This window comes from Halalkalibacter sp. APA_J-10(15) (assembly GCF_023017105.1).
In the GTDB taxonomy this organism is placed as follows: domain Bacteria; phylum Bacillota; class Bacilli; order Bacillales; family Bacillaceae_D; genus Halalkalibacter.
The window spans coordinates 66,291-90,636 of sequence record NZ_JALKEV010000003.1 but is presented as its reverse complement, the minus strand read 5'-3'; the positions used below and the strand labels follow the sequence as shown (position 1 = coordinate 90,636).

At 37.9% G+C, this 24,346-nt stretch carries 24 protein-coding genes; 3 read left to right on the top strand and 21 right to left on the bottom strand.

Annotation, left to right across the window (positions count from 1 at the left end):
* Positions 1-133: 133 nt before the first annotated feature.
* The 7 genes from MW695_RS04695 to spoVE all read right to left on the bottom strand — a co-directional run bounded on the left by MW695_RS04695 (position 134) and on the right by spoVE (position 6,036).
* Positions 134-490, bottom strand: a complete 357-nt coding sequence (locus tag MW695_RS04695) for a small basic family protein (protein ID WP_247104140.1) — start codon at positions 488-490, stop codon at positions 134-136.
* A 6-nt stretch (positions 491-496) separates the two neighbouring features.
* Entirely contained in the window at positions 497-1,216 is a 720-nt protein-coding gene (locus MW695_RS04690; protein ID WP_247103863.1) for a DUF881 domain-containing protein, read from the bottom strand.
* On the bottom strand, positions 1,209-1,922 hold the full coding sequence (locus MW695_RS04685; protein ID WP_247103862.1) for a DUF881 domain-containing protein: 714 nt from the start codon (positions 1,920-1,922) through the stop codon (positions 1,209-1,211). The genes MW695_RS04690 and MW695_RS04685 overlap by 8 nt, the downstream gene beginning before the upstream one ends.
* Positions 1,906-2,685, bottom strand: coding sequence for a cell division protein FtsQ/DivIB (locus MW695_RS04680; protein ID WP_247103860.1), 780 nt, complete (start codon positions 2,683-2,685; stop codon positions 1,906-1,908). The genes MW695_RS04685 and MW695_RS04680 overlap by 17 nt, the downstream gene beginning before the upstream one ends.
* 96 nt (positions 2,686-2,781) lie before the next feature.
* Positions 2,782-3,687, bottom strand: coding sequence for a UDP-N-acetylmuramate dehydrogenase (gene murB, locus MW695_RS04675; protein ID WP_247103858.1), 906 nt, complete (start codon positions 3,685-3,687; stop codon positions 2,782-2,784).
* Positions 3,688-3,701: 14 nt separating this feature from the next.
* The gene (murG, locus tag MW695_RS04670; protein WP_247103857.1) at positions 3,702-4,802 is read right to left on the bottom strand and encodes an undecaprenyldiphospho-muramoylpentapeptide beta-N-acetylglucosaminyltransferase; all 1,101 of its coding nucleotides are present in this window, start codon (positions 4,800-4,802) and stop codon (positions 3,702-3,704) included.
* Positions 4,803-4,938: 136 nt separating this feature from the next.
* Positions 4,939-6,036: a stage V sporulation protein E gene (gene spoVE, locus MW695_RS04665; protein ID WP_247103856.1), complete on the bottom strand. Its 1,098-nt coding sequence runs from the start codon at positions 6,034-6,036 to the stop codon at positions 4,939-4,941.
* Positions 6,037-6,375: 339 nt separating this feature from the next.
* Between spoVE and MW695_RS04660 the strand changes: the two genes are divergently transcribed.
* Together MW695_RS04660 and MW695_RS04655 are read left to right on the top strand one after the other, a co-directional pair.
* Positions 6,376-6,933: a hypothetical protein gene (locus MW695_RS04660; protein ID WP_247103855.1), complete on the top strand. Its 558-nt coding sequence runs from the start codon at positions 6,376-6,378 to the stop codon at positions 6,931-6,933.
* A gap of 191 nt (positions 6,934-7,124) precedes the next feature.
* Positions 7,125-7,568, top strand: a complete 444-nt coding sequence (locus MW695_RS04655) for a hypothetical protein (RefSeq protein ID WP_247103854.1) — start codon at positions 7,125-7,127, stop codon at positions 7,566-7,568.
* 145 nt (positions 7,569-7,713) lie between these two features.
* Here MW695_RS04655 and murD read toward each other — a convergent pair whose 3' ends face one another.
* The 14 genes from murD to MW695_RS04585 form a co-directional block, all read right to left on the bottom strand.
* Positions 7,714-9,075 carry a UDP-N-acetylmuramoyl-L-alanine--D-glutamate ligase gene (gene murD, locus MW695_RS04650; protein ID WP_247103853.1) on the bottom strand — a complete coding sequence of 454 codons (1,362 nt, stop codon included), beginning with the start codon at positions 9,073-9,075 and terminating at the stop codon, positions 7,714-7,716.
* Positions 9,075-10,049, bottom strand: a complete 975-nt coding sequence (gene mraY / locus MW695_RS04645; RefSeq protein ID WP_247104138.1) for a phospho-N-acetylmuramoyl-pentapeptide-transferase — start codon at positions 10,047-10,049, stop codon at positions 9,075-9,077. Before mraY ends, murD begins: the two co-directional genes overlap by 1 nt.
* 163 nt (positions 10,050-10,212) lie before the next feature.
* Positions 10,213-11,679: a UDP-N-acetylmuramoyl-L-alanyl-D-glutamate--2,6-diaminopimelate ligase gene (locus tag MW695_RS04640; RefSeq protein ID WP_247104135.1), complete on the bottom strand. Its 1,467-nt coding sequence runs from the start codon at positions 11,677-11,679 to the stop codon at positions 10,213-10,215.
* A gap of 57 nt (positions 11,680-11,736) precedes the next feature.
* Entirely contained in the window at positions 11,737-13,647 is a 1,911-nt protein-coding gene (locus MW695_RS04635; protein ID WP_247103852.1) for a stage V sporulation protein D, read from the bottom strand.
* Positions 13,648-13,725: 78 nt separating this feature from the next.
* Positions 13,726-15,921: a penicillin-binding transpeptidase domain-containing protein gene (locus MW695_RS04630; RefSeq protein ID WP_247103850.1), complete on the bottom strand. Its 2,196-nt coding sequence runs from the start codon at positions 15,919-15,921 to the stop codon at positions 13,726-13,728.
* A gap of 117 nt (positions 15,922-16,038) precedes the next feature.
* Positions 16,039-16,383, bottom strand: a complete 345-nt coding sequence (ftsL, locus tag MW695_RS04625; RefSeq protein WP_247104133.1) for a cell division protein FtsL — start codon at positions 16,381-16,383, stop codon at positions 16,039-16,041.
* Positions 16,384-16,402: 19 nt separating this feature from the next.
* On the bottom strand, positions 16,403-17,338 hold the full coding sequence (gene rsmH, locus MW695_RS04620) for a 16S rRNA (cytosine(1402)-N(4))-methyltransferase RsmH (RefSeq protein WP_247103847.1): 936 nt from the start codon (positions 17,336-17,338) through the stop codon (positions 16,403-16,405).
* Between the two features lie 18 nt (positions 17,339-17,356).
* Entirely contained in the window at positions 17,357-17,794 is a 438-nt protein-coding gene (gene mraZ, locus MW695_RS04615) for a division/cell wall cluster transcriptional repressor MraZ (protein ID WP_247104131.1), read from the bottom strand.
* Positions 17,795-17,944: 150 nt separating this feature from the next.
* Positions 17,945-19,561: a bacillithiol biosynthesis cysteine-adding enzyme BshC gene (gene bshC, locus MW695_RS04610; protein ID WP_247103845.1), complete on the bottom strand. Its 1,617-nt coding sequence runs from the start codon at positions 19,559-19,561 to the stop codon at positions 17,945-17,947.
* A gap of 74 nt (positions 19,562-19,635) precedes the next feature.
* Positions 19,636-20,022, bottom strand: a complete 387-nt coding sequence (locus tag MW695_RS04605) for a DUF3397 domain-containing protein (RefSeq protein ID WP_247103843.1) — start codon at positions 20,020-20,022, stop codon at positions 19,636-19,638.
* Positions 20,022-20,936 carry a ketopantoate reductase family protein gene (locus MW695_RS04600; RefSeq protein ID WP_247103842.1) on the bottom strand — a complete coding sequence of 305 codons (915 nt, stop codon included), beginning with the start codon at positions 20,934-20,936 and terminating at the stop codon, positions 20,022-20,024. Before MW695_RS04600 ends, MW695_RS04605 begins: the two co-directional genes overlap by 1 nt.
* Before the next feature lie 210 nt (positions 20,937-21,146).
* The gene (locus MW695_RS04595; protein ID WP_247103841.1) at positions 21,147-21,707 is read right to left on the bottom strand and encodes an RsfA family transcriptional regulator; all 561 of its coding nucleotides are present in this window, start codon (positions 21,705-21,707) and stop codon (positions 21,147-21,149) included.
* A gap of 416 nt (positions 21,708-22,123) precedes the next feature.
* Positions 22,124-22,297, bottom strand: coding sequence for a 50S ribosomal protein L32 (gene rpmF, locus MW695_RS04590; protein ID WP_247103840.1), 174 nt, complete (start codon positions 22,295-22,297; stop codon positions 22,124-22,126).
* Between the two features lie 74 nt (positions 22,298-22,371).
* Entirely contained in the window at positions 22,372-22,890 is a 519-nt protein-coding gene (locus MW695_RS04585) for a YceD family protein (RefSeq protein WP_247103839.1), read from the bottom strand.
* 214 nt (positions 22,891-23,104) lie between these two features.
* Between MW695_RS04585 and MW695_RS04580 the strand changes: the two genes are divergently transcribed.
* Positions 23,105-24,319: a nucleotidyltransferase gene (locus MW695_RS04580; RefSeq protein WP_247103838.1), complete on the top strand. Its 1,215-nt coding sequence runs from the start codon at positions 23,105-23,107 to the stop codon at positions 24,317-24,319.
* Positions 24,320-24,346: the final 27 nt, after the last annotated feature.

Sequence of the window (24,346 nt, the reverse complement as noted above, 5' to 3'; positions counted from 1 at the left end):
CCTCCTTATATAATCTATTGAACATTTCAATGCATTTTCTACTTTTAAACTAGTTACTAAACATATTCAACAAGAATTTATATTCTCCTTTTTGTACTGATACATATTTATGAATTATTTAACTACCTTCATTTTAAGCATCTTTTTCCTGCTTTGTTTTCCATTTCGTTAATATCATTCGACGAATAACGGCAATATTATTAAACAATCGAACACCAAATGCAAATATAGCAGCTAAATATAAGTCTACACCAAGATGAACACCTAGAAAAGCTAAACCTGCTGCTAATAAAATATTAAAGAAGAAACCTGATACAAATACGTTCGTATCAAAGGTGTTCTGAAGATAAGCTCGAATCCCACCAAATAAAGTATCTAATGCAGCTAGCACAGCAATCGACAAATAGTTCGAGTATTCGTCAGGCACGCGAAAATCTGTCATAAGTCCTACTACAATTCCTATAATTAAAGCTACAATCGGTAACCACATTTCCAACTACTCCTCCTTCACTTCTTCCATAAAACGCACCCGAGGTGTCTGGTCAAACGCAGGAATTTGTATTTCTTCGACCATTTCTATTGATAATTCATATCCTTCAATTTCAAAAAAATCAACTGAAGCCGAAACGAGCATATGATTATGTAAACGTTCGGGGTCGTTTGAAAGCACCTTTACTTCTATAGGAAGAGGGGGCAATCGTCGATTGTTCAAATAGGTCATTTGGTTCACATCTCGAAATGCAGAAGTAGTTATAATCCGTTCATTTCCTACAGCAATTTCATCAGCACCATAAATATTTAATTCATTTATCAAAAAACGGAATACATCAGGAGAAGGAATGAAGCGATCTTGTCCAAAATATTGGTCATTATATAAAGAAGTAATGGTGATAACAACACCAGAGCCCTCTTGTTCGGTTAAACCCGCTTCCGCTCTCATTTCCTCAATTTGATTTTCAATTACCGTCGTAACTTCCCCACCTAAATTATCGACAGACTGTTCATATTGCTCAATTAAAGATTGAATTTGCTCCATTTCCTGTGTTAATTCTTGCCTTTTCTCTTGTTCTGATAATACTTCTGCTCTTAATTCTCTAATATCCCTTGTGTCTCTAATGACTGGCTCTTTAGTCGTCTGAAATTGAATGGCAATCATAAATCCAATGACGAGAGTAATAAATGCAAATACCCATTTTTCTTTCAATTGATCACCCACTCTCCGTAAAATGAGGATCAAGTTCAATTGTATTTTTCTTTTGAATCCGAACGGTTATCTCGTCACTAACTAATTGGCTGTGCACACCACCAGGTAACGTCAAAGCTGATTCCAAAATATCAGAATCACCTATGGCTGTCACAACAAAAGGGGCAGAAGATACATGACCATCTACTCGAATAACAGGTCCTGTACATTGAATGTAAGATTGCCTTGTTAAACGGTACCCATTAATAGCAATAGCCTCAGCTCCAGCGACAAATAACTCATGGACAACACGCTGAATATGAAATTCGTGGACAATGTAATTATTTGGATCCTCGCCATCAGGGACATAATCTGAATCCTCTAATGAAACTTCGATACCAGGACCTTCTACTTTTACATCACCTACTACTTTTCGTAGTCGGTCTAGATCCTCCAATAAATTTTTTGCGCGAACTTCTTCTTCTTCATCAAGTGTCTTGACGTGTTCTTCTAGTTCACGTAGCTGCGTTTGATAAAAACGCATATCCTCTTGTAGTTTTTGGTTAGTCGACTGTTCAAGAATCAATTGATTTCGTAGTTCATCTTCACGCTCCCACTGACGATCATACCCTGGATTTAAGCTGACATTTTCATTAGTCATCTCATAATTCAACGCTAAAATAAAGCCTGTAACAATTAACACAAAGGATAGGATGAGATGCTTACGTCTCACTTTCATCTTCTTCATCCTCCTCTGACACCCACTCTTCAAAATAAGGGCTCATTTGTAAGTGCAAAATTCCTCTTTTACTCGTATCTAGATCATTAATAATCGCTAAATATGGAATCACCTTTTCATGAAAATCATTGATCGTTGTATGTACCTCTATCCCATCTGTCATATACATGATGAGAGCTTGTGCATCCTGTTCCGTTGGCGAATAAATGATTTCTGAGATACGCTCCAGTAAAGCATTCGGTAGCTGTCTAAGTTCAGCTGACAATTCTGATAAATCAGCCCCTTCAGTAAACCCTACTAATATGGGGGCATCAGCTGGTATATGTGACCTATTCAATTCAGATAAATTCATCCCATTATCTAAAATCGGATAATATCGATCATCGTGAACTAAATAGCCAACCCGTTCATGCTCAGAGATTGTAATTTCGACTGTAGTGGGCCAACGACGTTCAACATAAGCAGAAGATATCTCAATATGTTCATTTAACCTATTAACAATATCGTCTTCATCTACGTTCCAAATGCTTGTCCCAATTTGAAGCGTACTTTGATGCAGTACTTCTTCATGAGTAAGATGAATGTTGCCATCTACAGTCACCTCTCTAACATGACTTGCTGGTGATTGAAAGTAAACAATTAGTAGAAGCAACATAAAAAAGAATGATAAAAAAAACAGCAAGCGCCGATTCGCACGCTGTTTTCGTTGTTCTCTCAATGTCGGAATTTTTTCGTTTATTGTCACGACTTTCTCATCACTCATTATCAACACTCCTACTAATCCCTGAACGAAATTGTCCATTCCGTATCTTTTTTATTATAGCATAAAAATACAGCTAATATCGTTAGTCTATTAGTATTAAGAATGTTTTCCAATCATTTCTACTTCCGTCTTAAGTTCTATTTGTTTTGTTTCTTGAATCACTTTCTTCGCATGATTAATTAAATCAATAACATCCGTTGCTCTTGCTTGATTGACATTCTCAATAAAATTAGCGTGCATAAGCGAAATTTGCGCACCACCAATTTGATAACCTTTTAAACCAGCTTCTTCAATTAACTGACCAGCATAGAACGGAAGCGGATTACGAAAAACACTTCCACACGTCGGATGTTTCCATGGTTGGGAATCTCGACGATAATCTTTATTCGCTTGCATTTCCTTCACAATGATCGAGCGGTCACCTTTCTTTAATTGAAGCACTGCTTCAACGCAAATTCCTTTTTCCTTTTGGAGCCTAGACGTACGATAATCGAAATTCATTTCGTCTTTCGTCCACACTTCAAGTGATCCATCCTCCTTCAAAATCGTTGCTTCCAACAGGATATCAGCTATCTCCGTTCCATGAGCACCGGCATTCATAAAGACAGCTCCACCTACTGAACCAGGAATACCACCAGCAAACTCTAAACCAGACAACCCTTGTCGACTAAGAAGAGTTGCTAATTTAATGGTTGAGTATCCACCACCAACCGTTACCGTTTCACCTTCAACTTTCATGTCGTCCATTCCACGATCCAACTTAATGACAACTCCTTCAATACCACCATCGCCAACAAGTAAATTAGAGCCTCTACCGATGACTAGCCAAGGAATTTCATTTTTTGTAATGATAGACATCGCTCTTTCTAAATTCTTCATACTGTCAGGAATAACAAGCACGTCAGCGGGACCACCTATTTTCCACGTAGTATGATTAGCAAGTGGCTCTTGAACCTTTACCTTTCCAATATTCGCTTGTTTAAGTTCCTCAATCCAATCCATACTATCTTCCACCTTTACGATCCATTTTTCGTTAATTCGTCTAACACCTCATATAAATGTCTAGCTGCATTAGGGAGTCCTAACTCCTTTGATGAAGTGGACATTTGCATCCATTTATCTTCACTTGTTAGAATGTGATCGATCTCTTCTAACAAGAGGTCGCCTGACATTTCTGTCTCCTTCAACACTATTGCAGCATTATTATTTGCTAGTGATTGTGCATTTTTCTCCTGATGATTATTGGTCACATATGGACTTGGAATTAGAATACTTGGGAGTCCAAGGGCAGTAATTTCAGCTAATGTTGTAGCTCCAGCACGAGCGACAATTAAATCCACCGCCCCTAATACATCTGGCATATTATGAATAAATGGCTTGATTGTTACATTTTGAGGATGATCATGCTTTTTCATTTGCTCCATAATTCGATCATAATGTACAGTCCCTGTAACATATACGATTTGATATGATTTATGTTTCAATTTCCCAATGATCGTCAAAAACGCTTCATTAATTGGTCTAGCCCCTCGACTTCCTCCAACGATAAGTACCGTTTTTTGATGCTCATTCAAGGATAATGAGCGTCTACCTGCTGAAGCATCAACATTCATCACTTCAGATGCTCTTGGATTACCAGTCAAAACGACCTTTTGACTTGGAAAGAAGTGCTTTGCTTCCTCAAAGCAAATGGCAACTTTATCGACATACTTACTCAAAAATTTATTCGTCAGGCCTGGTACACTATTCTGTTCATGAACAACTGTCGGGATTTTTAGTTTTGCTGCAGCGTAGACAACCGGTCCACAAACATAGCCTCCTGTACCTATCACAACATCTGGTTTAAATTCTCGAAGTAAAGATTTCATCTTCCGAGTTCCAGAAAGAAACCTATACACAGTTTTTATATTTTCTAAAGAAATCGAGCGCTTAAATCCAGTAATCGGAATCGATTTAAATGGGATCTGCTCACGTGTGACGATCTCAGATTCAAGCCCTTTTTCAGTCCCAACATACAGAATCTCCACATCGCTATTTATTCGTTTCATTTCTTTAATGAGCGCTAACGCCGGATAAATATGTCCGCCCGTTCCTCCACCACTAACAACTACTCTCATGATCTTCCTCCAAATTATCCATTTATCTTCATTTTATCATGAACTGAACACCGAATATACATAATAAAATACAACATCTTCATTAAATACATATTAACGATCATTACAATTTCATTTCAATCAAAATAAGTGATCTTTATCGCGAATGACGACTAATATTTAGTAGGACACCGATCGATAATAGCATTAGCGTAAGAGAGGAACCACCATAGCTCAACAACGGAAGAGTAATCCCTGTTACTGGCATTAGTCCAGTAACAACGCCAATATTTATCATGACTTGTATTGCAACCATTGAAATAATTCCAACTGCTAGAAAGCTACCAAATAAATCAGGTGCCGCTAACGCAACCTTAATACCTCTCCACAAAAGGATTCCAAATAAACAAATAACAATTGTTCCACCAATAAAGCCAAGCTCTTCAGCCAAAATAGCGAAAATAAAGTCTGTTTGTGGCTCGGGTAAATAAAAGTATTTCTGTCTACTCTCCCCTAGCCCTTGCCCCAATAATCCACCAGGACCAACCGCATAAAGTGATTGTATAATCTGAAAACCACTTCCTAACGGATCTGACCAAGGATTAAGAAATGATGTTATACGCTCTATACGATATGGTGCTGATGCAATTAGAGCTACAAAACCAGCAACCCCTACCATCCCAAGCCACATGAAATGGCTAATTCTCGCTCCAGCAATGAATATCATCACAACACATGTTCCAACCATAACAGCTCCTGTCCCTAAATCCGGTTGAAGCATAATCATGCCGAACGCTAACATAACAAGTGAAAGTGAAGGTAAAAGACCTTTTTTAAAAGAGATAATCTTCTTTTGGTTCCTTGATAAATAGCTAGCTAAAAAAGCAATCATGGCCATTTTCATAAATTCTGAAGGCTGGATTGAAAAGGCACCCACCCCTAACCAACTACGTGCACCACCACGAACTAAGCCGACTCCTGGTATTAAAACGATAACTAGTAGGATAAAACAAATGACTAGTAAAACTTTAGACCAGGTTCGCCACGTCCAATAGTCAATTCTCATCATAAATAACATCGCAACAATCCCTAATCCAGCGAAAAACATTTGACGCTTCAAAAAGAAAAGCGAATCATCAAACCGGTAGCTTGCCCACGCTTCACTCGCGCTATAAACCATTAAAAGACCTATCGCTAATAAAGAAAATGTCGTGAGCATTAATAAATAATCCGGTGCCCTTCTCCCCTTATCCATATAAACACCTCAACATTTCATTAAAGTACATCGTAATCCCTGTACTATAACCTATGCACAGATGAGAAAAACATGTCCAATTGACATGTGAATGAAGAACGAACATTTGACTATTCGATGATCGTTCTAAAGTCAGCCTGAACGATAAAACAAACGCTTCCCCTAATAAGGTGCTGTTTAAAACATAATAGACTGTTAAAAACTCAACAACCTAGCAGTATTGTTGAGGAAGGTACACACATATTTATATATAATGCAATCAAATTTGTGAAAGATTATACTTAAACGAACGGAGCATTTTAGTACAAGATTGGTATACTATGATATTGGGAGGAAATTATGAAATTTAGAATATTATTTATTTTCCTACTTTTATTAACAGCTTGTTCTGGAACAAGTTATGAAAATGAAGATGTGATTGCTGTCTTAAAAGGGGAAGAAATTAAAGGAAGAGATATATTAGCCTTATACCCACTAAATGATGAACATATAGAAATATACATAAAAGAAGAGATTATTGTGATTGAAGCGAAGGAAATGGGAATCCATGTGTCGAGAGAGGAAATTGAAAGGAATAAAAATAGTCTATATCCAGGTCTTGACCCATCAGAAATCCTTCAACACGTACAAGAAAATAACAGACAGTTCTATGAAGAACAAGCCGTTGCGTTTGATATTCAACCAGAGGAATATTATGAAATTTGGAGGGATACATACTACTCAAGAGATCCATATATACAAGAGTACATGAATGAAAAATTCTTTAGTCCAGCATCTGCCAAAGGGATAGATTTCATGAAACAAGAAAGTATCGATAAATTAAATAAGGAAATTGAGACGCACCTTGATGAACTAATTGACTTGTATAAAAAGAATGGTGATTTAATTATAAACTAATATTTATTGAAGGGATGGAGTCGTATCTTAAAGAAGCAGATACGATCGTTCACTATTGGTCAGTTTAATTGATGAAGGAACGGAAGCGATTGCTGAACAAGAGTACGATGGGTTATTATATTCAATAAATAGTAAGACAACTAATTATTGTATAAGTTGTGTTAAAATTACAATTGGGAGGGAGATATATAATGAAACGTTTATTTACAGCTGGATTCATATTTTTGATGTTGTTGCTTTCTGCATGTTCCAATGAAGAAGTTATGAAGAACAAGTATTCATTTACAGGAGAGGGGCAGTACTGGAATGCAGAATACATCTATGAAGGAACGGAACTCTGGAAAGAAGAGGATAATAGAACTAGCTACTCACATGAAAGTAACGATACTTTCGTACTTACATTTAAAGGTTCTTTAGAGGAGATGCAATCAATAAAGAGAGTTGATTATTCCTATGAAACAACAACCGGAGGAGGAGGAGGCTCTCATGAGTTTGATGAATCGCCAAATGAAATCACACTTAAAAGTGGTAGCGGAGGGACTGGAGCTACAATCAAAGAAAATGAAATCATATCTGTAACTGTAAAATGGAATGATCTTGAAGAATCCTTTGAATTAGTAAATAAAACGGAATAAAGTAGTCTTCTTCAAATAGCGGACGCGTTTCTTTAACAAGAAGCGCTTTTTTTATGTCAACAAAAAGGAAATTACTGTTAAAATAAAGAGCAGGTTAAGAAAAAAGATATCCAAAAGGAATTTCCTCTCAGATACCTTATATTTGTCACCTTCCTACCGACAATGCCTCCACTGCTTGAATAAAACGGTTCCCTCGTTCTTCAAACGTACGATACTGATCCCAGCTTGCACAGGCGGGTGACAGTAGGATGACGTCTCCTCTATGAGAATTCTCAAAAGCAACGGAAACAGCATCTTCCATCCATTGTGCCTCGACAACTGTTTTAATGCCAGCTTTTATGGCAACATCTCTCATTTTGTCCTTGGTTTCACCAAAAACAATGAGAGTATGAACTTGGTCAAGAGCTGGGATGAGCTCATCAAATGAATTGCCACGATCAAGCCCGCCAGCTAACAAGACAATCGGATCTTTAAACGCTCCGAGTGCTTTTTTCGTTGCCAAATTATTTGTTGCCTTGGAATCATTATAGAATCGCCTTTCGTCGACTTCACCTACAAATTGAAGGCGATGAGCAACCCCACTAAATGTTTTTAATACATCTTGTATTTGGCGTTGTGTGGCCCCCATTGTCAGTGACGCAGCAACAGCAGCCAATATATTTTCTAGATTATGAATTCCTGGAAGGACGATATCATTCAGTTCAATTATTTGTTCTTGTTTAAAATAAACCTGTCCACCTTTTATGTAAGCACCGTCTTTAAGCTCCTCTTTTGTAGAGAAAGGTATTTTTTTAGCTTTTGAATAGCGGACTGCTTCAACAAGATGTTGATCATCATAGTTATAAATGAGCCAGTCCTGATTATTTTGATTTTCAAATATCTTTGACTTTGCTCGTATATATTCTTCTTTCGTCCCATGATAATCTAAGTGGGCATCGAAGATATTTAATACAACACTTATGTTCGGTTTGAATTGAGTTGTACCGAGTAATTGAAAGCTAGACGTCTCTAAAACGATACAATGTTCAGTCGTTACCTGCTGTACAACTTCACATGATACGGTTCCTATATTCCCTGCAATAGTAGGAATTTTCGAGCTTCCTTTTAACATTTCATAAATCAATGTTGTCGTTGTCGTTTTACCATTAGAACCTGTTATTGCAATGATATCTGCCTCACTCAGTCTTGACGTTAATTCAATCTCTGTGATAACAGGTATCCTTAGCTCTTCTGCTTTTTGAACCATCACATTCGAATAAGGAATCCCAGGATTTTTGACAACGAGTTGAAATGAATCGCTTAACAATTCGACTGGGTGGTGACCACAGATAACCTTCATTCCAAGTGCTTCTAATTGTTGGGCTTGAGAATTATCAGCATATGGCTTGGAATCATTTATCGTTACAAATGCCCCGAGTTTATGTAAAAGCCTTGCCGCAGCTTCCCCACTTTTGGCCAATCCTAATACTAATACATTCATTCCTCTAAACTGTTCAGTCGCTCTCATTACAACCACACCTCTAAATAGATTCCAAGCACAGCAAAGATCATTCCAACAAACCAAAAGGTCACAACGACTCGCCATTCACTCCAGCCAGAAAGCTCATAATGGTGATGTAGTGGACTCATTTTGAATATGCGTTTCCCTCTAGTTTTAAAAGAAATAACTTGAATAATAACAGATAACGTTTCAATGACGAACACTCCACCAATAATGACTAATAAAATTTCCATTTTTGTTAAAATCGCAATCGCTGCAATCGCACCACCAAGAGCTAGTGAGCCTGTGTCCCCCATGAATACTTTTGCAGGGTGAGCATTATAGACGAGAAAGCCGAGTACAGCCCCGACAATCGCTGCACTAAAAATCGAAATATCAATCAAGTCAGCATACCACGCAAGAACAGCAAAAGCTCCAAATGCGACCGCACCCGTACCTGCTAATAAACCATCTAAACCATCCGTTAAATTAACGGCATTAGAAGCACCTACTAACATGATAATAATAAACGGTAAATACAACCATCCTAAGTCAATCGAAAATGATGTGGCCGGAATGGTGATCTCCGTAGATAAGTTCATTTGTCGTAATCCGATATAAAATAAGGTTGCAATGAACAGTTGACCTGCGAGTTTTTGTTTTGATGTTAATCCTAGATTTCTCTTCAATACTACTTTAATAAAATCATCTAAAAAACCTACTAGTCCGAATCCCACGGTTACAAGTAGTAACAACAGTATTTCTTGACTTAAAGACAAGTACGTAATGGAAATAAACAATGACGTTAAAATAATCGATATAACGATGACAAGTCCACCCATAGTCGGTGTACCGCTCTTTTTTTTGTGTGATTCAGGCCCTTCCTCGCGTATGCTTTGGCCAAATTTTAATCTACGAAGAAATGGGATGAAAATGGGTGATAATAGGACTGCGATTAAGAATGATAAGACTAATGTTAACAATAATATTCGTTCTAACATCATTCATCACGCCCCCTTTCTTTTCTCTATTCTTATGTTGCTTGTATGAAGATTCATTCGTTTTTATATGAATATACTAATACTTTTTAGAGGGCGCTGAAAAAATGTGGTGTTTAACTTTTTTGGTGCCCTCTTTTGAACAGGATTTTTTAGAATCATTTTTTCACAATCCATGCTTTTTCTTTTTTTGTAAAGCAGCTCTTGCTTCTTCACGATCATCAAAATGAATCGTTTGATCACCGATGATTTGATAGGTTTCATGTCCTTTCCCTGCGATCAGAACAACATCCCCCGCTTGAGCGTAATTAATAGCATACTCGATCGCTTCTCTACGGTCAATGATGACTTCATAATCACCATCGATCACTCCAGACACCATATCAGCAATGATAGATGCTGGCTCCTCTGAACGTGGGTTATCAGAAGTGAAAATAGCTCTATCTGCCAACTTAGTAACAATTTGAGCCATTGCAGGACGTTTCGTCTTATCTCGATCACCACCACAACCAACAACTGCAATAATACGGTTCACTTGAAGACCCTTTATTGTACTTAGCACATTTTCCAAACTATCAGCCGTATGGGCATAATCGACAATGACAGAGAAATCTTCGTCAGATTCTATCGTTTCAAATCGACCGTCTATACCGGTAACAGACTCTAAACTACTCTTCATCCCTTGTAATGACATATTAAAAGTGAGTCCGACCGCTACCGCAGCTAATACATTATAGACACTAAATTGTCCAATCAACTTTAAATGAAATCGTTCTTCATTACCGAAAGCTCGTATCGTCAAATGTGTACCGTTCGGATACAAATCGATATTGGTTGCTCGCACATCAGCGTCTAACTTAATCCCATACGTCATAATGTTTTGCGCTGTCAGCCTTTTTAATTCCTCACTACTGGGATCATCTTGATTAATGATCGCGACCTTCGAAGAAACGGTATTGCCTAACTGGGCGAATAACAATCCTTTAGCATATAAATACTTTTCCATAGTTCCGTGATAATCTAAATGATCAGGTGTCAAGTTCGTAAATACTGCGACATCAAAATCACAACCATGCACACGACCTTGATGAAGAGCATGTGAGGAGACTTCCATAATGGCTGTATCCACATCGTTTTCTATCATTTCATGAAATAGTTTTTGTAAAGGTAACGACTCAGGCGTCGTGTTCTTTGTTTCATGAATAGAATCTCCCACTTTCGTATACATCGTCCCTATTAGCCCTGTTTTCTTATGATGATCAATCATCATTCGTTCAATCAGGTGAGTTACTGTTGTCTTTCCATTCGTTCCAGTTACTCCAATTAAATTCAATTGTTCAGTCGGATAACGATAAAAGTGACAAGCTACTATCGCCATCATTCTACGTGAATCCTTCACAACAATAACAGGTACAGAAAGCGAGAGTGGATATTCAGATACAACTGCTACAGCTCCTTTTTCAACTGCTTGTTGAGCAAAATCATGTCCATCAACGGTATAACCTTTAATACAAAAAAATACGGCACCTGGCTGTACTTCCCGAGAATCCATTGTAATGGAAGTTACCTTCGGATTTTCTTTCATTTCTATATGTTGAAATCGAATAGGCTTTAATAACTCTTTTAAGTCCATAAATAAAAGGTCTCCTTTTTCAGCTGACATACCTACCTCATTTTAAAAGGAATCTGATCAATTGTCACCCATATAAAGTCTAATTGTTGAACCAGTTGATACTTTAATCCCAGGTGAGGGTGATTGAGCTAGGACATACTTCCCTTCACCTTCTCTTTCTATTTGTAAATCATAATACGATTCGTTCAATTCACGTTGCGTTCTACCAACTAAATCTGGCACTTCAACAAGCGGTACATCTGACCAAGTTAATTCTTTTTCAACCTGTTCCGTACGTTGTTCTACTCCCATTGCTAGTAAGGAATCTTCAATAATATTCCCAACGATTGGTGCCGCTACTACTCCTCCAAACTGGATCGTATCCTTCGGGTTATCGATGGCCACATAAACAACAATTTGTGGGTCATCTGCTGGAGCAAAGCCAATAAATGAGACAATATGATTATTTTCTAAGTAACGGCCATCCTTAGCTTTTTGCGCAGTTCCTGTTTTACCACCTACTCGATACCCGTCAATATATGCGCCTTTTCCTGAACCAAGTGCTACGACATGCTCTAATGCATAACGAACATCTTTAGATGTCTCCTCTGAAATCACTTGCCTCTTCATCGTTGGTGTATGTTGTTCGACAATTTCTCCTGTTAGAGAATCAACAAATTCTTTTGCAATGAACGGCTGATATAAATAACCACCATTAACGGCAGCAGACACAGCCGTCACTTGCTGCAGTGGGGTAACCGCTACTCCTTGGCCAAAAGATGTCGTTGCTAACTCAAGCGGGCCGACACGGTCTCGTTCAAATAATATACCGGTTCCTTCACCTTGTAAATCAATTCCCGTTTTCTCACCAAAACCAAAATTTTCAATATAGTCAAACAGCCTATCTGTCCCTAACCGTTGACCTAATTCAACAAATCCTGGGTTACAAGAGTTTTGAACAACTTCCAAAAAGGTTTGCTGTCCATGTCCTCCCTTTTTCCAGCAACGGATATTTCGACCTGCCACCTCAATGTATCCAGGGTCATAAAAGGAATCTTCTTTAAGGTCAACTTCACCTTCTTCAATAGCAGCTGCTAACGTAATAATCTTAAAAGTTGAACCAGGTTCATATTGCATCCAGACTGGTTTATTTTGGTTATATACATCGGCAGGTACTTCTCGAAAATGTTCAGGATTGTAATCTGGTCGACTACTCATACCCAAAATTTCACCTGTGTTCGGATTCATCGCAATCGCGATTGCTCCATCTGGTCGATATGTGGCTTCAGCGATATCGAGCTCACGTTCCATGATCGTTTGAATTTGACTATCCACCGTCAAACGCAAATCAAAACCGTTTAATGGGGCTGTATACTCATCTGCGAGATTAGGCATTTTACTTCCCTTCGCAGTTGCAAAAAAGGATACATGGCCTTTATCACCTTTTAATGCATCATCATAATAAAGCTCTAATCCAGTCAATCCTTGATTGTCAATCCCAGCGAAGCCGAGCACATGTGATAAATAAGAACCGAAAGGATAATGCCTTTTACTATCTTCGGCAATGTATACACCAGGTAAACGTAAATCTCTTACTTCACTAGCTTTTTCCTTTGCTACCTTCCTCCCAACATGTACCATTGAAGCATTTTTGGTTATATCACTATATACGTCTTTATGGTCAAGGTCTAATACATTAGCTAGCTTCTCAGCAGCATCTACTGGATCCTTCACTTGTCTAGGAACAACAATGATCGAAGGAGCACTTACATTTGTTGCAAGGACAACATCATTTCGGTCAAGTATTTCACCACGTTTTGCTTCAAATGGTACATCTCGACTCCATGAATCTTCCGCTCTCTCAGTTAACCATTCACCCATAGCAAATTGAACATAGCCGAGTCTTAAAATGATAATTAAGAACGCTATAAATCCAAGGAATAAGACTAGAATAAGTCGTTTGCGGACGGTAACGTTAGACACTCTCACCGAATCACTCCTACATACATACTAGTTACAGCTTGCTACTAGCGTATGCTTGTACGAGGTCTATTAGAACATGGCTATTTATTCGGTATCTATCGACTCTCCATCCTGAGATTCAACTTCGTTTGGAGCACCTTCATCAACGTCTACATATCTCCCGTCATACACAGGGGCTAGTTCGACCATCATATACTCACCTCTCTGTAATTCTGTCCCTGCTTCAACGCTTTGTTCAACAACATAGCCATGCCCGAATACCACCAAATCCATTTCTAGAACATCGGCTAATCTTCGAACATCTCGACTTGACCACCCCACTATATTCGGCATCGTAACCTTGTCTTCATCTGTCAATAAAATTAATTTCTCACCAGGTAATGCACTTTTTCCAGCAAACGGTTGCTGAGAGATAACACGAGAGCCATTTCCTAATTTGACTACATCTAATTCCGTTTGGTCTATTGCCTTCTCTAAGTCACTACCTTCAAATTCTGTATAATCAGTCACCATATATTCATCATTTATTTGCTCGGATATTTCTTCTTCTGAAGGTGTTATATTTAAATATTGTAAACTATGCTTCATAATAGTATTGAAAATAAGAGCAGTAGGCTCCGATCCTGATTGGAACAAATCAATCTTGGGGCGTTCCACCGCAACATAAACGAGCACCTTCGGATCATCCTTTGGAGCCATTCCAATAAATGAAAAGATATTTTCACCATGGCCGCTTATGTACCCACCAGAAGGTGAGGGGATTTGAGCCGTTCCCGTTTTACCGATCACATCAAACCCTTCTAAATAATAAGGATTCCCTGTACCAACAGGAGAGGTTACTACTTGTTCAAGTAAATTCTTTACATGTTCAGCAGTATCCGCAGACACCGGCTCCCCTACAACCTCAGGTTTATTTTCATACATGACATCCCCACTTTGCGAATCAACAATCTGTTGAATAATGTAAGGTTTCATCATTTCCCCTTCATTTGCAATCGCAGTAGCTGCCTGCACTTGTTGGATAGGTGTAACAGCAGTTCCTTGACCGAAGGAAGTAGAGGCTGCTTCCACAGCACCGTTCCGATCAATTGCACTACTTACTTCGCTCGGCAAATCAATTCCAGTAGGCTGGTCAAAGCCAAACCTATCTAAATAATCGTAGATGGTTTCTTGACCAAGCTTTTCAAGAGTGAGCCGAGCCATTGCAACGTTGGATGAACGAAGGAAGCCTTCATCAAAGCTAATCATCCCCCAACCGCTTCGATTATTATGGTCACCAATCGTACTTGAACCTATTTGATATTGACCAGATTGATAGAGTTCATCACCATTATAGACTCCTTCCTCAATCGCAGCAGCAAGTGTAAAGATCTTCATCGTTGATCCCGGCTCATAGCGATCAGCAACAGCATAGTTTAAGTAATTCGTAATATTTTCGTATTCATTTGGATTGAAGCTCGGACGATTACTCATCGCTAAGATTTCACCTGTTTTAGGGTTAGCGACGATCGCAATCATCCTTTCAGGCTCATAATCTCCATCAACTTGAGTCATAACTTGTTCCAATGCTGTTTGAATATTTGAATCTAACGTCGTATAAATATCCTGACCATGTTTTGGAGGGGTTACTCGTTCATTCGAATTAGGCAACCTTATCAAACTACGATCCGTTTGAAATTGGACCTTCCCATCCTCAGCTCGCAAATATTCATCTAAACTTCTCTCCAAGCCCATTCGTGCCTCTTCCATATCGCGGTCTGTATAACCAATTACATGTGATGCATATGTTTGTTTCGGATAATAGCGCCGTGGTTCTTCACGGAAATAAATACCTTCAAGTTCCAACTCCTCTATTTCTTTCATTCGCTCGTATGTAAGGTTTCTTGCTCCAGACCCTAGCTCAACTTGAAATCGATCACTCGTTAACAACCGAAGTAAATCTTCTTCACTCATGTTAATATAAGGAGATAGACTAACAGCAGTCTCTTCTGGCTTGCGAACATAGAACCGTTGATCCTCATCGAGGATAGCATATACTGTATATGAGGGAACTTCTTGAGCAATCGCACTCCCTTCTCGATCAAAGATCGTTCCTCTCTTCCCTTCGATCACTTGTTCTTGTGTCCAACGCTGCTCCCCCATCTTAACTAAATCATTCCCATCAACTGACTGCGCTGTCTGAATATAGACCATTCTACCGACTAGCGTAACGAAAACGATTATTGTCACAAGTAATAAAAAAACAGCTCTTTTATTTGTTACCGCTCTTTTGATTTCCATTACGCTTCACCTCTATCATTACCACTTCTACTTAACATTCTTCATTCCTCAATTACTTCCTACGCGCCCTTTTTTATCCTACATAAAATGGAGAGAAAAAACTAGCTCCTAATAGAACTAGTTTTGTACAACTTTTACTTTATTATCATCTAATACCATTCCTAATTCTTTCGCAATCGATAATATTCGATCCGGCTCACTTAACTCGAGCACTTGTAAATGAAGACCTTCATTAACCTCTTGCTGCTGGGCAATAACCGTTTCTAATTGTTGAACTTCCTTATTGACTGAATAAAGAGTAGCAAAATTATGTACAATGACACTTAGAATGACAAACACTGTTATCGCTACGATACTTATGATTAATTTCTCACCTAATGTTACCGTTGTACGTACTCTTTTTATTCTCTTTGTTGTTTGAACTTGTCCTTGTTGTTGTTCTTGTGTTTGACGTGCAACCATACTCACTTTATATTCCCCCTTATCGTCGTTTTTCGGCAATACGTAGCTTAGCAGAACGAGCTCGATTATTGATTTCCAATTCTTCATTACTAGGAATGACAGGTTTCCTCGTTACCATCAACAATTCAGGCTTATACTCATCTGGAATAATTGGGAGCCCAGGTGGTAAATCAGGCCCTTTGCTTTTTTCTTTCATCATTTCTTTACATAATCGATCTTCAAGAGAGTGAAACGTAATCACTGAAATTCGTCCACCTACCGATAGAATAGCAATAGCATCTTCAAGAGCTTCCTCGAATGCACCGAGTTCATCGTTCACCGCTATGCGAATCGCTTGAAACGTGCGTTTAGCTGGATGCCCTCCTTTACGCCTTGCTGGAGCAGGTATAGCTTCTTTAATAACGTCCACTAATTCTGTTGTTTTCTCAATGGGCTTATCTTCCCGTCTCGCTTCTATTTTTCGTGCAATATGCTTAGCAAACTTCTCTTCACCATATCGTGAAATGATTGATACTAGCTTGGCAAACGGCCATTCGTTAACCACCTCGTAAGCAGAAAGCTCTTGTGTTTGATCCATTCTCATATCAAGCAATGCATCCTGATGATAGCTAAATCCTCTTTCCGCTTCATCTAACTGTGGACTGGACACACCCAGATCAAACAGAACACCGTCAACCTTATCCACACCTCGCTTGTGTAGCTCTTCCTTCAAATAACGAAAGTTGCTTTTAATTAACGTAACTTTATCCTTAAACTGCACCAATTTTTCTTTTGCATGTGCTAATGCCGTATCATCTTGATCAAATGCATATAAATGTCCTTGTTCATTTAACCGAGCTGCAATCATAGCAGAGTGTCCCGCTCCACCTAATGTACAATCCACATAAATTCCATCTGGTTTAATATGTAGTCCCTCGATTGCTTCCTCTTTCAAGACAGTAATGTGATGAAACAAGCCTTCACCTCCCTTTACCTACAAATCAAAATCAAAGTCAACAATATTTTCTGCAATTTCACTAAATGATTCTTCAGATTCTGCAAAATATTCTTCCCAAATTGCCTTGCTCCATACTTCCACACGGTTTGAAACACCTATAACAACACATTCTTTTTCCAATTGTGCAAACTCACGTAAAGGTGATGCAATGTTGACGCGACTCTGCTTATCTAATTCACATTCAGTAGCACCCGAAAAGAAAAAACGTGTAAATGCTCTTGCATCTTTCTTCGTAAAAGGAAGGGACTTTAACTTTTCTTCTAGCTTTAACCATTCTGCTTGGGGGTAAACGAACAAACAACGATCAAGACCTCTAGTTACTACAAAAGTAGACCCTAAAGCGTCCCGAAACTTAGCAGGAACAATCATCCTACCCTTATCATCAACGTTATGATGATACTCCCCCATAAACATCGTTAGCCCATCTCCCTCCACTTACTAACATTAAAGTACCACATTCCCCCACTTTACACCACCTAAAATGAATATTTTCTCCACAAAAAAAATCCTGCCCTTGTGGACAGGATTTCAAAACTCATTCCGACAGCAATTATTTACAAATACTCACAAATATAAAAGCTTATGTTTTCGACTAAATGACAACTCCATTGACAGCCATTTTTTAAATCCACACTCACCGATGACATTCATCAACACAAACGGATGAATAATACGCTCTTGCTGTTTATTTATTGGGGATAACCAATGCTCTGCCTCAACAAATTTCGCAAGTGCTTCTTCATGAGTTTGTCGAACGAATTTTTTCATCTTATTTTCTATAAATGATAGCTGCTGTTCAATCATATTGATATTTTTTTCACTTAAATGATAAATGGTTTGGTCCATTTCTGCTGCTAAATCACGAATAGTCTCATGTTGCGAGCGTACTTGTTCTCTCACATTCCCAACAACCTCAGTAATTGGATAAGGATTCACATTCTCTAACCATTGATCACGAAGCGTTTTCATCTCTCCTTTTAGAAAAGGCGTAGCCTTATAATTGTGTTCACTCAGCCATTTGCTTACTTGAGTAGGAATAAAGGTTACTTGATACCGTAACAGAACAGGAGGGATTTTCAACGCAAACAACTTAAATACTGGCTTCAATGTAGCCCAATATGCAATCTCTCCCGGACCACCTACAAATGCCAATACCGGCAATAACCACTCTTGCATTAAAGGGCGGGTCACAACATTATTACTGAATCGTTCAGGATGTTGATCAAGTAAATATAGCAAATCTGCTTTCGAATATGTAACATCTGTACCTTGTACTAAAAAGAGACCATCTTCAAAATCAAGACGTTTCCTCTCACCATTAACTTCGAGAAACAAATGAGCATTTGTCGGTTCAGTGTCAATCGGTTCTCCATAACCTGATTGATTAAATTCATGATCTCCTTTTTGCTGAGCAACTTGTAGACAATCAACTTGATCAATTAATTGTTTGAAATAGCCCTTCTCCATTTGGCGAATGAGCGGGTCATGTGCATCTAATAAAAGAAGCCCTTGTTCAGCAAAGAACCAATGCATGATATTCCGAAAAAAATCTACCATCGTATTCGACTGTTTTACATAATCGGATACTTTTTGAAATAAGTCACAAGTAAAAGCGGTTTCTGGCAATGTTGCGAAAATACCCTCTACCCATTCACCCATCTGTGCATGATCTAATATCACATTAGTAGCCGATGTATTCGAAGAACCCGTATCATAGAAGTGCTTCTTCCACCGCAACCCTTGTTGCTTATATACAAAGCGGATTTCATCTAAATCATGGTCCTCTCCAGCAATCCAAAAAATAGGGATAACACCTATACCCAATTCACGTTCTTGTTGCTTAGCAAGAGCAACAATCGTCATCGCTTTATAAATAGTATATAATGGACCCGTTAACAAGCCAGCTTGCTGTCCTCCTACAACAACAACCGATTTAGAATCTTTAAATTTCTCAATTTGATTCATAGCTTCATCATGATTCGGGAGTACCTTATAGCTCTTTTTGAAATATGTAAAAAGTTCTTCTCGTTTAAATTCACGAGTCTGAATATGATCAAGTCGCTTTTTAAAAACATCCTTATCTTGCATCAGATAATCAAAAAAAATCGTTGCTTGTTCTTTATATGCTAAATAATCATCGGTAAAACGATTAATGGTTAAGTCAAGTTCCTCTACGTTCATTCTATTAGCGTCCCTTCATTTAGCGTTTCTTCATCACTATAACAAAGAACGATCCTCCAAGAAAGTAATATGAACTAACTATTTAACCGAATAATACTAACAAATAATCCGACAAAAAATAATGATACGTGTAGGAGAAAGAACACAATAAAATTTAATCGCCAAATCCCTCTAATTAACTTACGTATGTGGATGTCCTCTGAAACATACCAATGTAACCATGTAAAGCCAATCGCAATAAGAACAACAACACCTAATACAATGAATAAGAACGAGCGACCGAATATTTCTAATAAAATAAAGTGTACGGATGCAATAAATAAAACTGTTGACCAATCCGAAGCAAAACGAATCGCATTTTTTTTATTTTTTTTTCGTTTTATATAAATCCAAAAACAAACATACCAACTTAATAGTGGAAGTGTAACTAAAGTGGCTATCACCCACACAAAAACTGCCATTATCTAACCCCTTTCTGCCATTCTATTGCTTTAATAGCATCAAACATCGTATTAAGATACGGTGTGTTTATCCCCTTCTTTTTTCCCATTCTCTGCACACTTCCAACAATCGCTTCAATTTCTGATTTTCTTCCTTGTTGTAAATCAACATACATGGAAGATTGATTGTATCTAGTTCGTTCGCATATATTCGTTACATAGCTCCACACATTATCATGATCTATCAATTCAAAGACTTCTACGACTTCATCAAATAAGTGTTTCATGATTGTAGTAAGGTGCTTATTGGCTAACAATTCACCATTGTTTACTTGAAAAAGTGCCGTTAGTGGATTAATACAAACATTTACAACTGTTTTCTTCATCAATGCCTCATGCCAATTTGTCACCTCTTCGAAGTGAAGAGGATCTATCTCGTCTAAGATCGTTCTAATTATCTTTTGTTCACTACATTTAACGTAACCCCACTTAATTGCACTCGCACCTGTATGAGTAACGGTAAAATCATTTATTCGCTTCGCACCATGCTCTACGACTCCAACAGCTACTTCTAAACATGTATATTGAGACAAATAAGAAAGATGTTGCATTCCATTTTGTAAAAATAGTATTGACTTAATCGTTGACATTCGTTTCTGTAAGCTCTTATCAACGTTTGGCCAGTCATATGCTTTAACGGCAATGACGGCTAAATCAGTTACAGCGCTTGAACTCATAAAATGATCAAATGTTATTGTTTTAATTTTCACTTTATGATGTGTTTGATCATAACGATATATTTGTAGTCCTTCATTTTGTAATTGCTTTAATTGTTCATCTCTTCTTACGACTAAAGTTATAGTTTGCGCTTTCTCAACAAAATAATAACTTAGTAGCATCCCTATTGCACCAGATCCAATGATTGTTACATTCATCGTCTAGCGTCTCCCTTCTTCATATGTACATACTGCCATTGCTATTCATTTACTCTTTATCAATCACATTTTCTCATTCTTTCCAACTAGAACATATAGAACTTTAGACCTATTTAAGGCGTTATATTCTGTTTTATGAACGTAAACTATACATTTACCCATAAAAAAACACCCTGGATTCTAAATAAGATCCAAAGTGTTAGCTATTGGTTATGATTCAGTGGTCGTCTCATAGGTCGTTAGCTTTCTTGCCCTTTCCATAATAGATAGTAACGTGCGATAGTCATCTTCCATTACTTTCTTTTCCTGTTCAATATGCTCAAGCTTATTCTTTAATCTTTTATTTTCTTCTTGTAATTCCTTAAATTCTGTTAAAGAAACTTGATCCGCGCTTTTTTGAGCAAAATCATTCAAAAAAGAAACAACCTTTTCCATTGTAAGTAATTCTTCCGTTTCACTTTCGACCTGTGCTTTCTCCTCCGATAATTGCGGTTGCAGTTCAACGGTTGGCTCCATGTCATATTCAGTTGTTTGAAATAACCTCTTTCCTTTTGAGCGTTGTTTCTTCGCTAATAAGATAGCTGATTCATACTTTTTTCTAATCGTTGAGTTCCATCGAAATCCACAAGCTGCACTCGTCCTTGAGAGTCGGTCACCAACTTCTTCAAAGGCCGCTAATTGCGTGCTCCCTTCACGTATATGACGTAAAACAACTTCAGCTAATATTAAATCCTCATCTGTTGACCAAGCATCTTGCCTCACTGTACTCACATGTATTCCCTCCTTATTTTTCATAATTATTCTATACGTATGCATCTACTAGATTAGAAAGACGCACGATTATAAAAAAATAACAAATTCTATTAATAAATTATGACCTTCATTTCAACGTTGTATTCATTTTCATAAATATTAATTGGAGATATTAATTAAGAAGAACGCGGTAACCGTTTTTTTCTTAGTTGCGCCGTGCTGAGCCGTTACAAGGATTTGAGTTTTTCTAAAAAGCGGGGTTCTTTCAGAAAAACGTGTAAAGAGTGGCGTCGACGCCCTCCCTGAATTCGCCTACATCTCTTTGATTAATCTCCTAAAAATCTTTTCTCACTTATCTTTTAAATAGGAGCCACTTATAAATTATGATTCAAAAAAAAACGAAAAGGTATGAAACCTTTCCGTTTTTTTCAAGCTTATTTACTTATAACATTTCGGCCATTATATGAGCCACACTCTTTACAAATACGGTGAGCTAGCTTTAATTCTCCACATTCAGAACATTTAACCATTCCAGGTACTGCTAACTTAATGTGAGTACGACGCTTATTTTTGCGAGTTTTAGATGTTCTTCTAAAAGGTACTGCCATCATTCCCACCTCCTTACAGAATTAAATAGTCATTGTAAAAATGAAGGTTCCATCTTTGTCGGGACTTCCATTTCCTACTCTTTGTCAAAAAATTTAGCTAAATCTGCTAGTCGAGGATCTATCCGATCTTCTTTCTTTTCATCTGTTACTAATTCCCAATGTTTCCCCTCTGGAGGAGCCAACGGAACTGATTTCTCATCAGCAAATAGTTGCATCGGTATTTCTAATAAGACAGCTTCTTCGATTGCAGGCTTCAGATCGACCATTTCACCTTCAAAGAACTGTATATCATCATGATCAACATCTGCCGTTACATAATCATTCTTTGGATGATATTGCCTAACGACTTCAATATCAATAGGGAACGTAACATCTGCCAACGTTCTTGAACAAGGCAAAATCAACGAACCAGAAATTTGCAACGTAAAGGTTAATAAAGAACCTCTATACAGTAGTTCACCTTTCACGTTAAAAGGAGAAACGTTACGTATTTCTTTGTTAATATTCATAACACTTGACAAGTCGATTGTTTCTTCGAATGTAAATGGTTTATGTTTCGCAACGTTTAGCTGCTGAAGGGACCATTTCAACATGTTGATCACCTCTAAGACAACAAGATTAAGTATATATCTACCTTTTTTGAATGTCAATCTTTTTTCTTTACAGACAAATACTTGTTTTATACATGACGTTTATTGTAGCATGACAAAAAGGGATAGTAAAGAGACTCACAAATTTATACCTAATACTCATTTTACCCTTTTTCATCCATCATATTTCATTCGTATTAATTTAGGAGGAGAATCAATGCAAGCAGTCGGCATCGTTGTTGAGTATAACCCCTTCCATAATGGACACCTTTATCAATTAACACAAGCTAAGAAAGAAACAGAAGCCGATATCGTCATTGTCGTGATGAGCGGTACTTTTTTACAAAGAGGGGAACCTGCTCTTATTTCAAAATGGTCACGAACAGAAATGGCTTTAGCGAATGGAGCTGATTTAGTCATCGAGCTACCCTATCCATTTTCAGCACAAAAGGCTGAGTACTTTGCACATGGTGCTGTTCAACTTTTAACTGAGCTTGGAGTCGAATTCATTCACTTTGGAAGTGAAGCTGGTGATATACTCCCTTTCTATGAATTAGTTGATACGATTCAAAAAGACTTTTCAACAATCAATTCATATGTGCAAGAACATATGAAACTAGGTTTAAGCTATCCGCGAGCATTCTCTAATGCCCTCACACGCTTAAATCGGCCGACTGCCATCTCTTTAACAGAGCCAAACAACATATTAGGTTATCATTATGTTAAGGCTATTACAGACCAAGGAAGCCCAATTAAGGCTACTACTACAAAAAGAATACAAGCACACTTTCACGAACAGTCAATTAGTTCCAATCACATTGCAAGTGCAACAAGTATACGAAAAGCGATTAATGAAGGAACACCATTAGCAGATATTGCACATACTATGCCAGCGTCTACTGTGAACCTTTTGACAAAGTACAAAAAAGAAAATAAGCTTCTCCATACATGGGATCTCTATTACCCATTCGTACAATATAAAATTCTTTCCTCCTCTTGTGAGCAATTACGAGACTTATATGAATGTGAAGAGGGACTCGAATATCGTCTTAAGGAAACGATTAAATTTGCGCCTACATACACCGATTGGATCGAGCTTTTAAAAACGAAGCGATACACAAGAACTCGATTACAACGTCTAGTGACACATGTCTTAACCAATACAACTAAAGAAGAGATGCAAACAGCACATTCTGAAGGGCTACGTCATATACAATTACTAGGTTTTACGACAAAAGGTCAACAATTTTTAAAACAAACAAGAAAACAGCGCAATCTCCCTATCCTTACGAAAAGAGCAAAAGCGACAGGGGGCATTGCCGAACTTGAAGAAAGAGCAGCTGTCATTTATGCACAGCCACTCTTAACTCATGCTAGGTATAGAGCAATTAAAGCCGAATTTAATCCTCCAATTCAATTACATAGTCATTAACGGTTGGTGTTTCATAACGCTTATTGA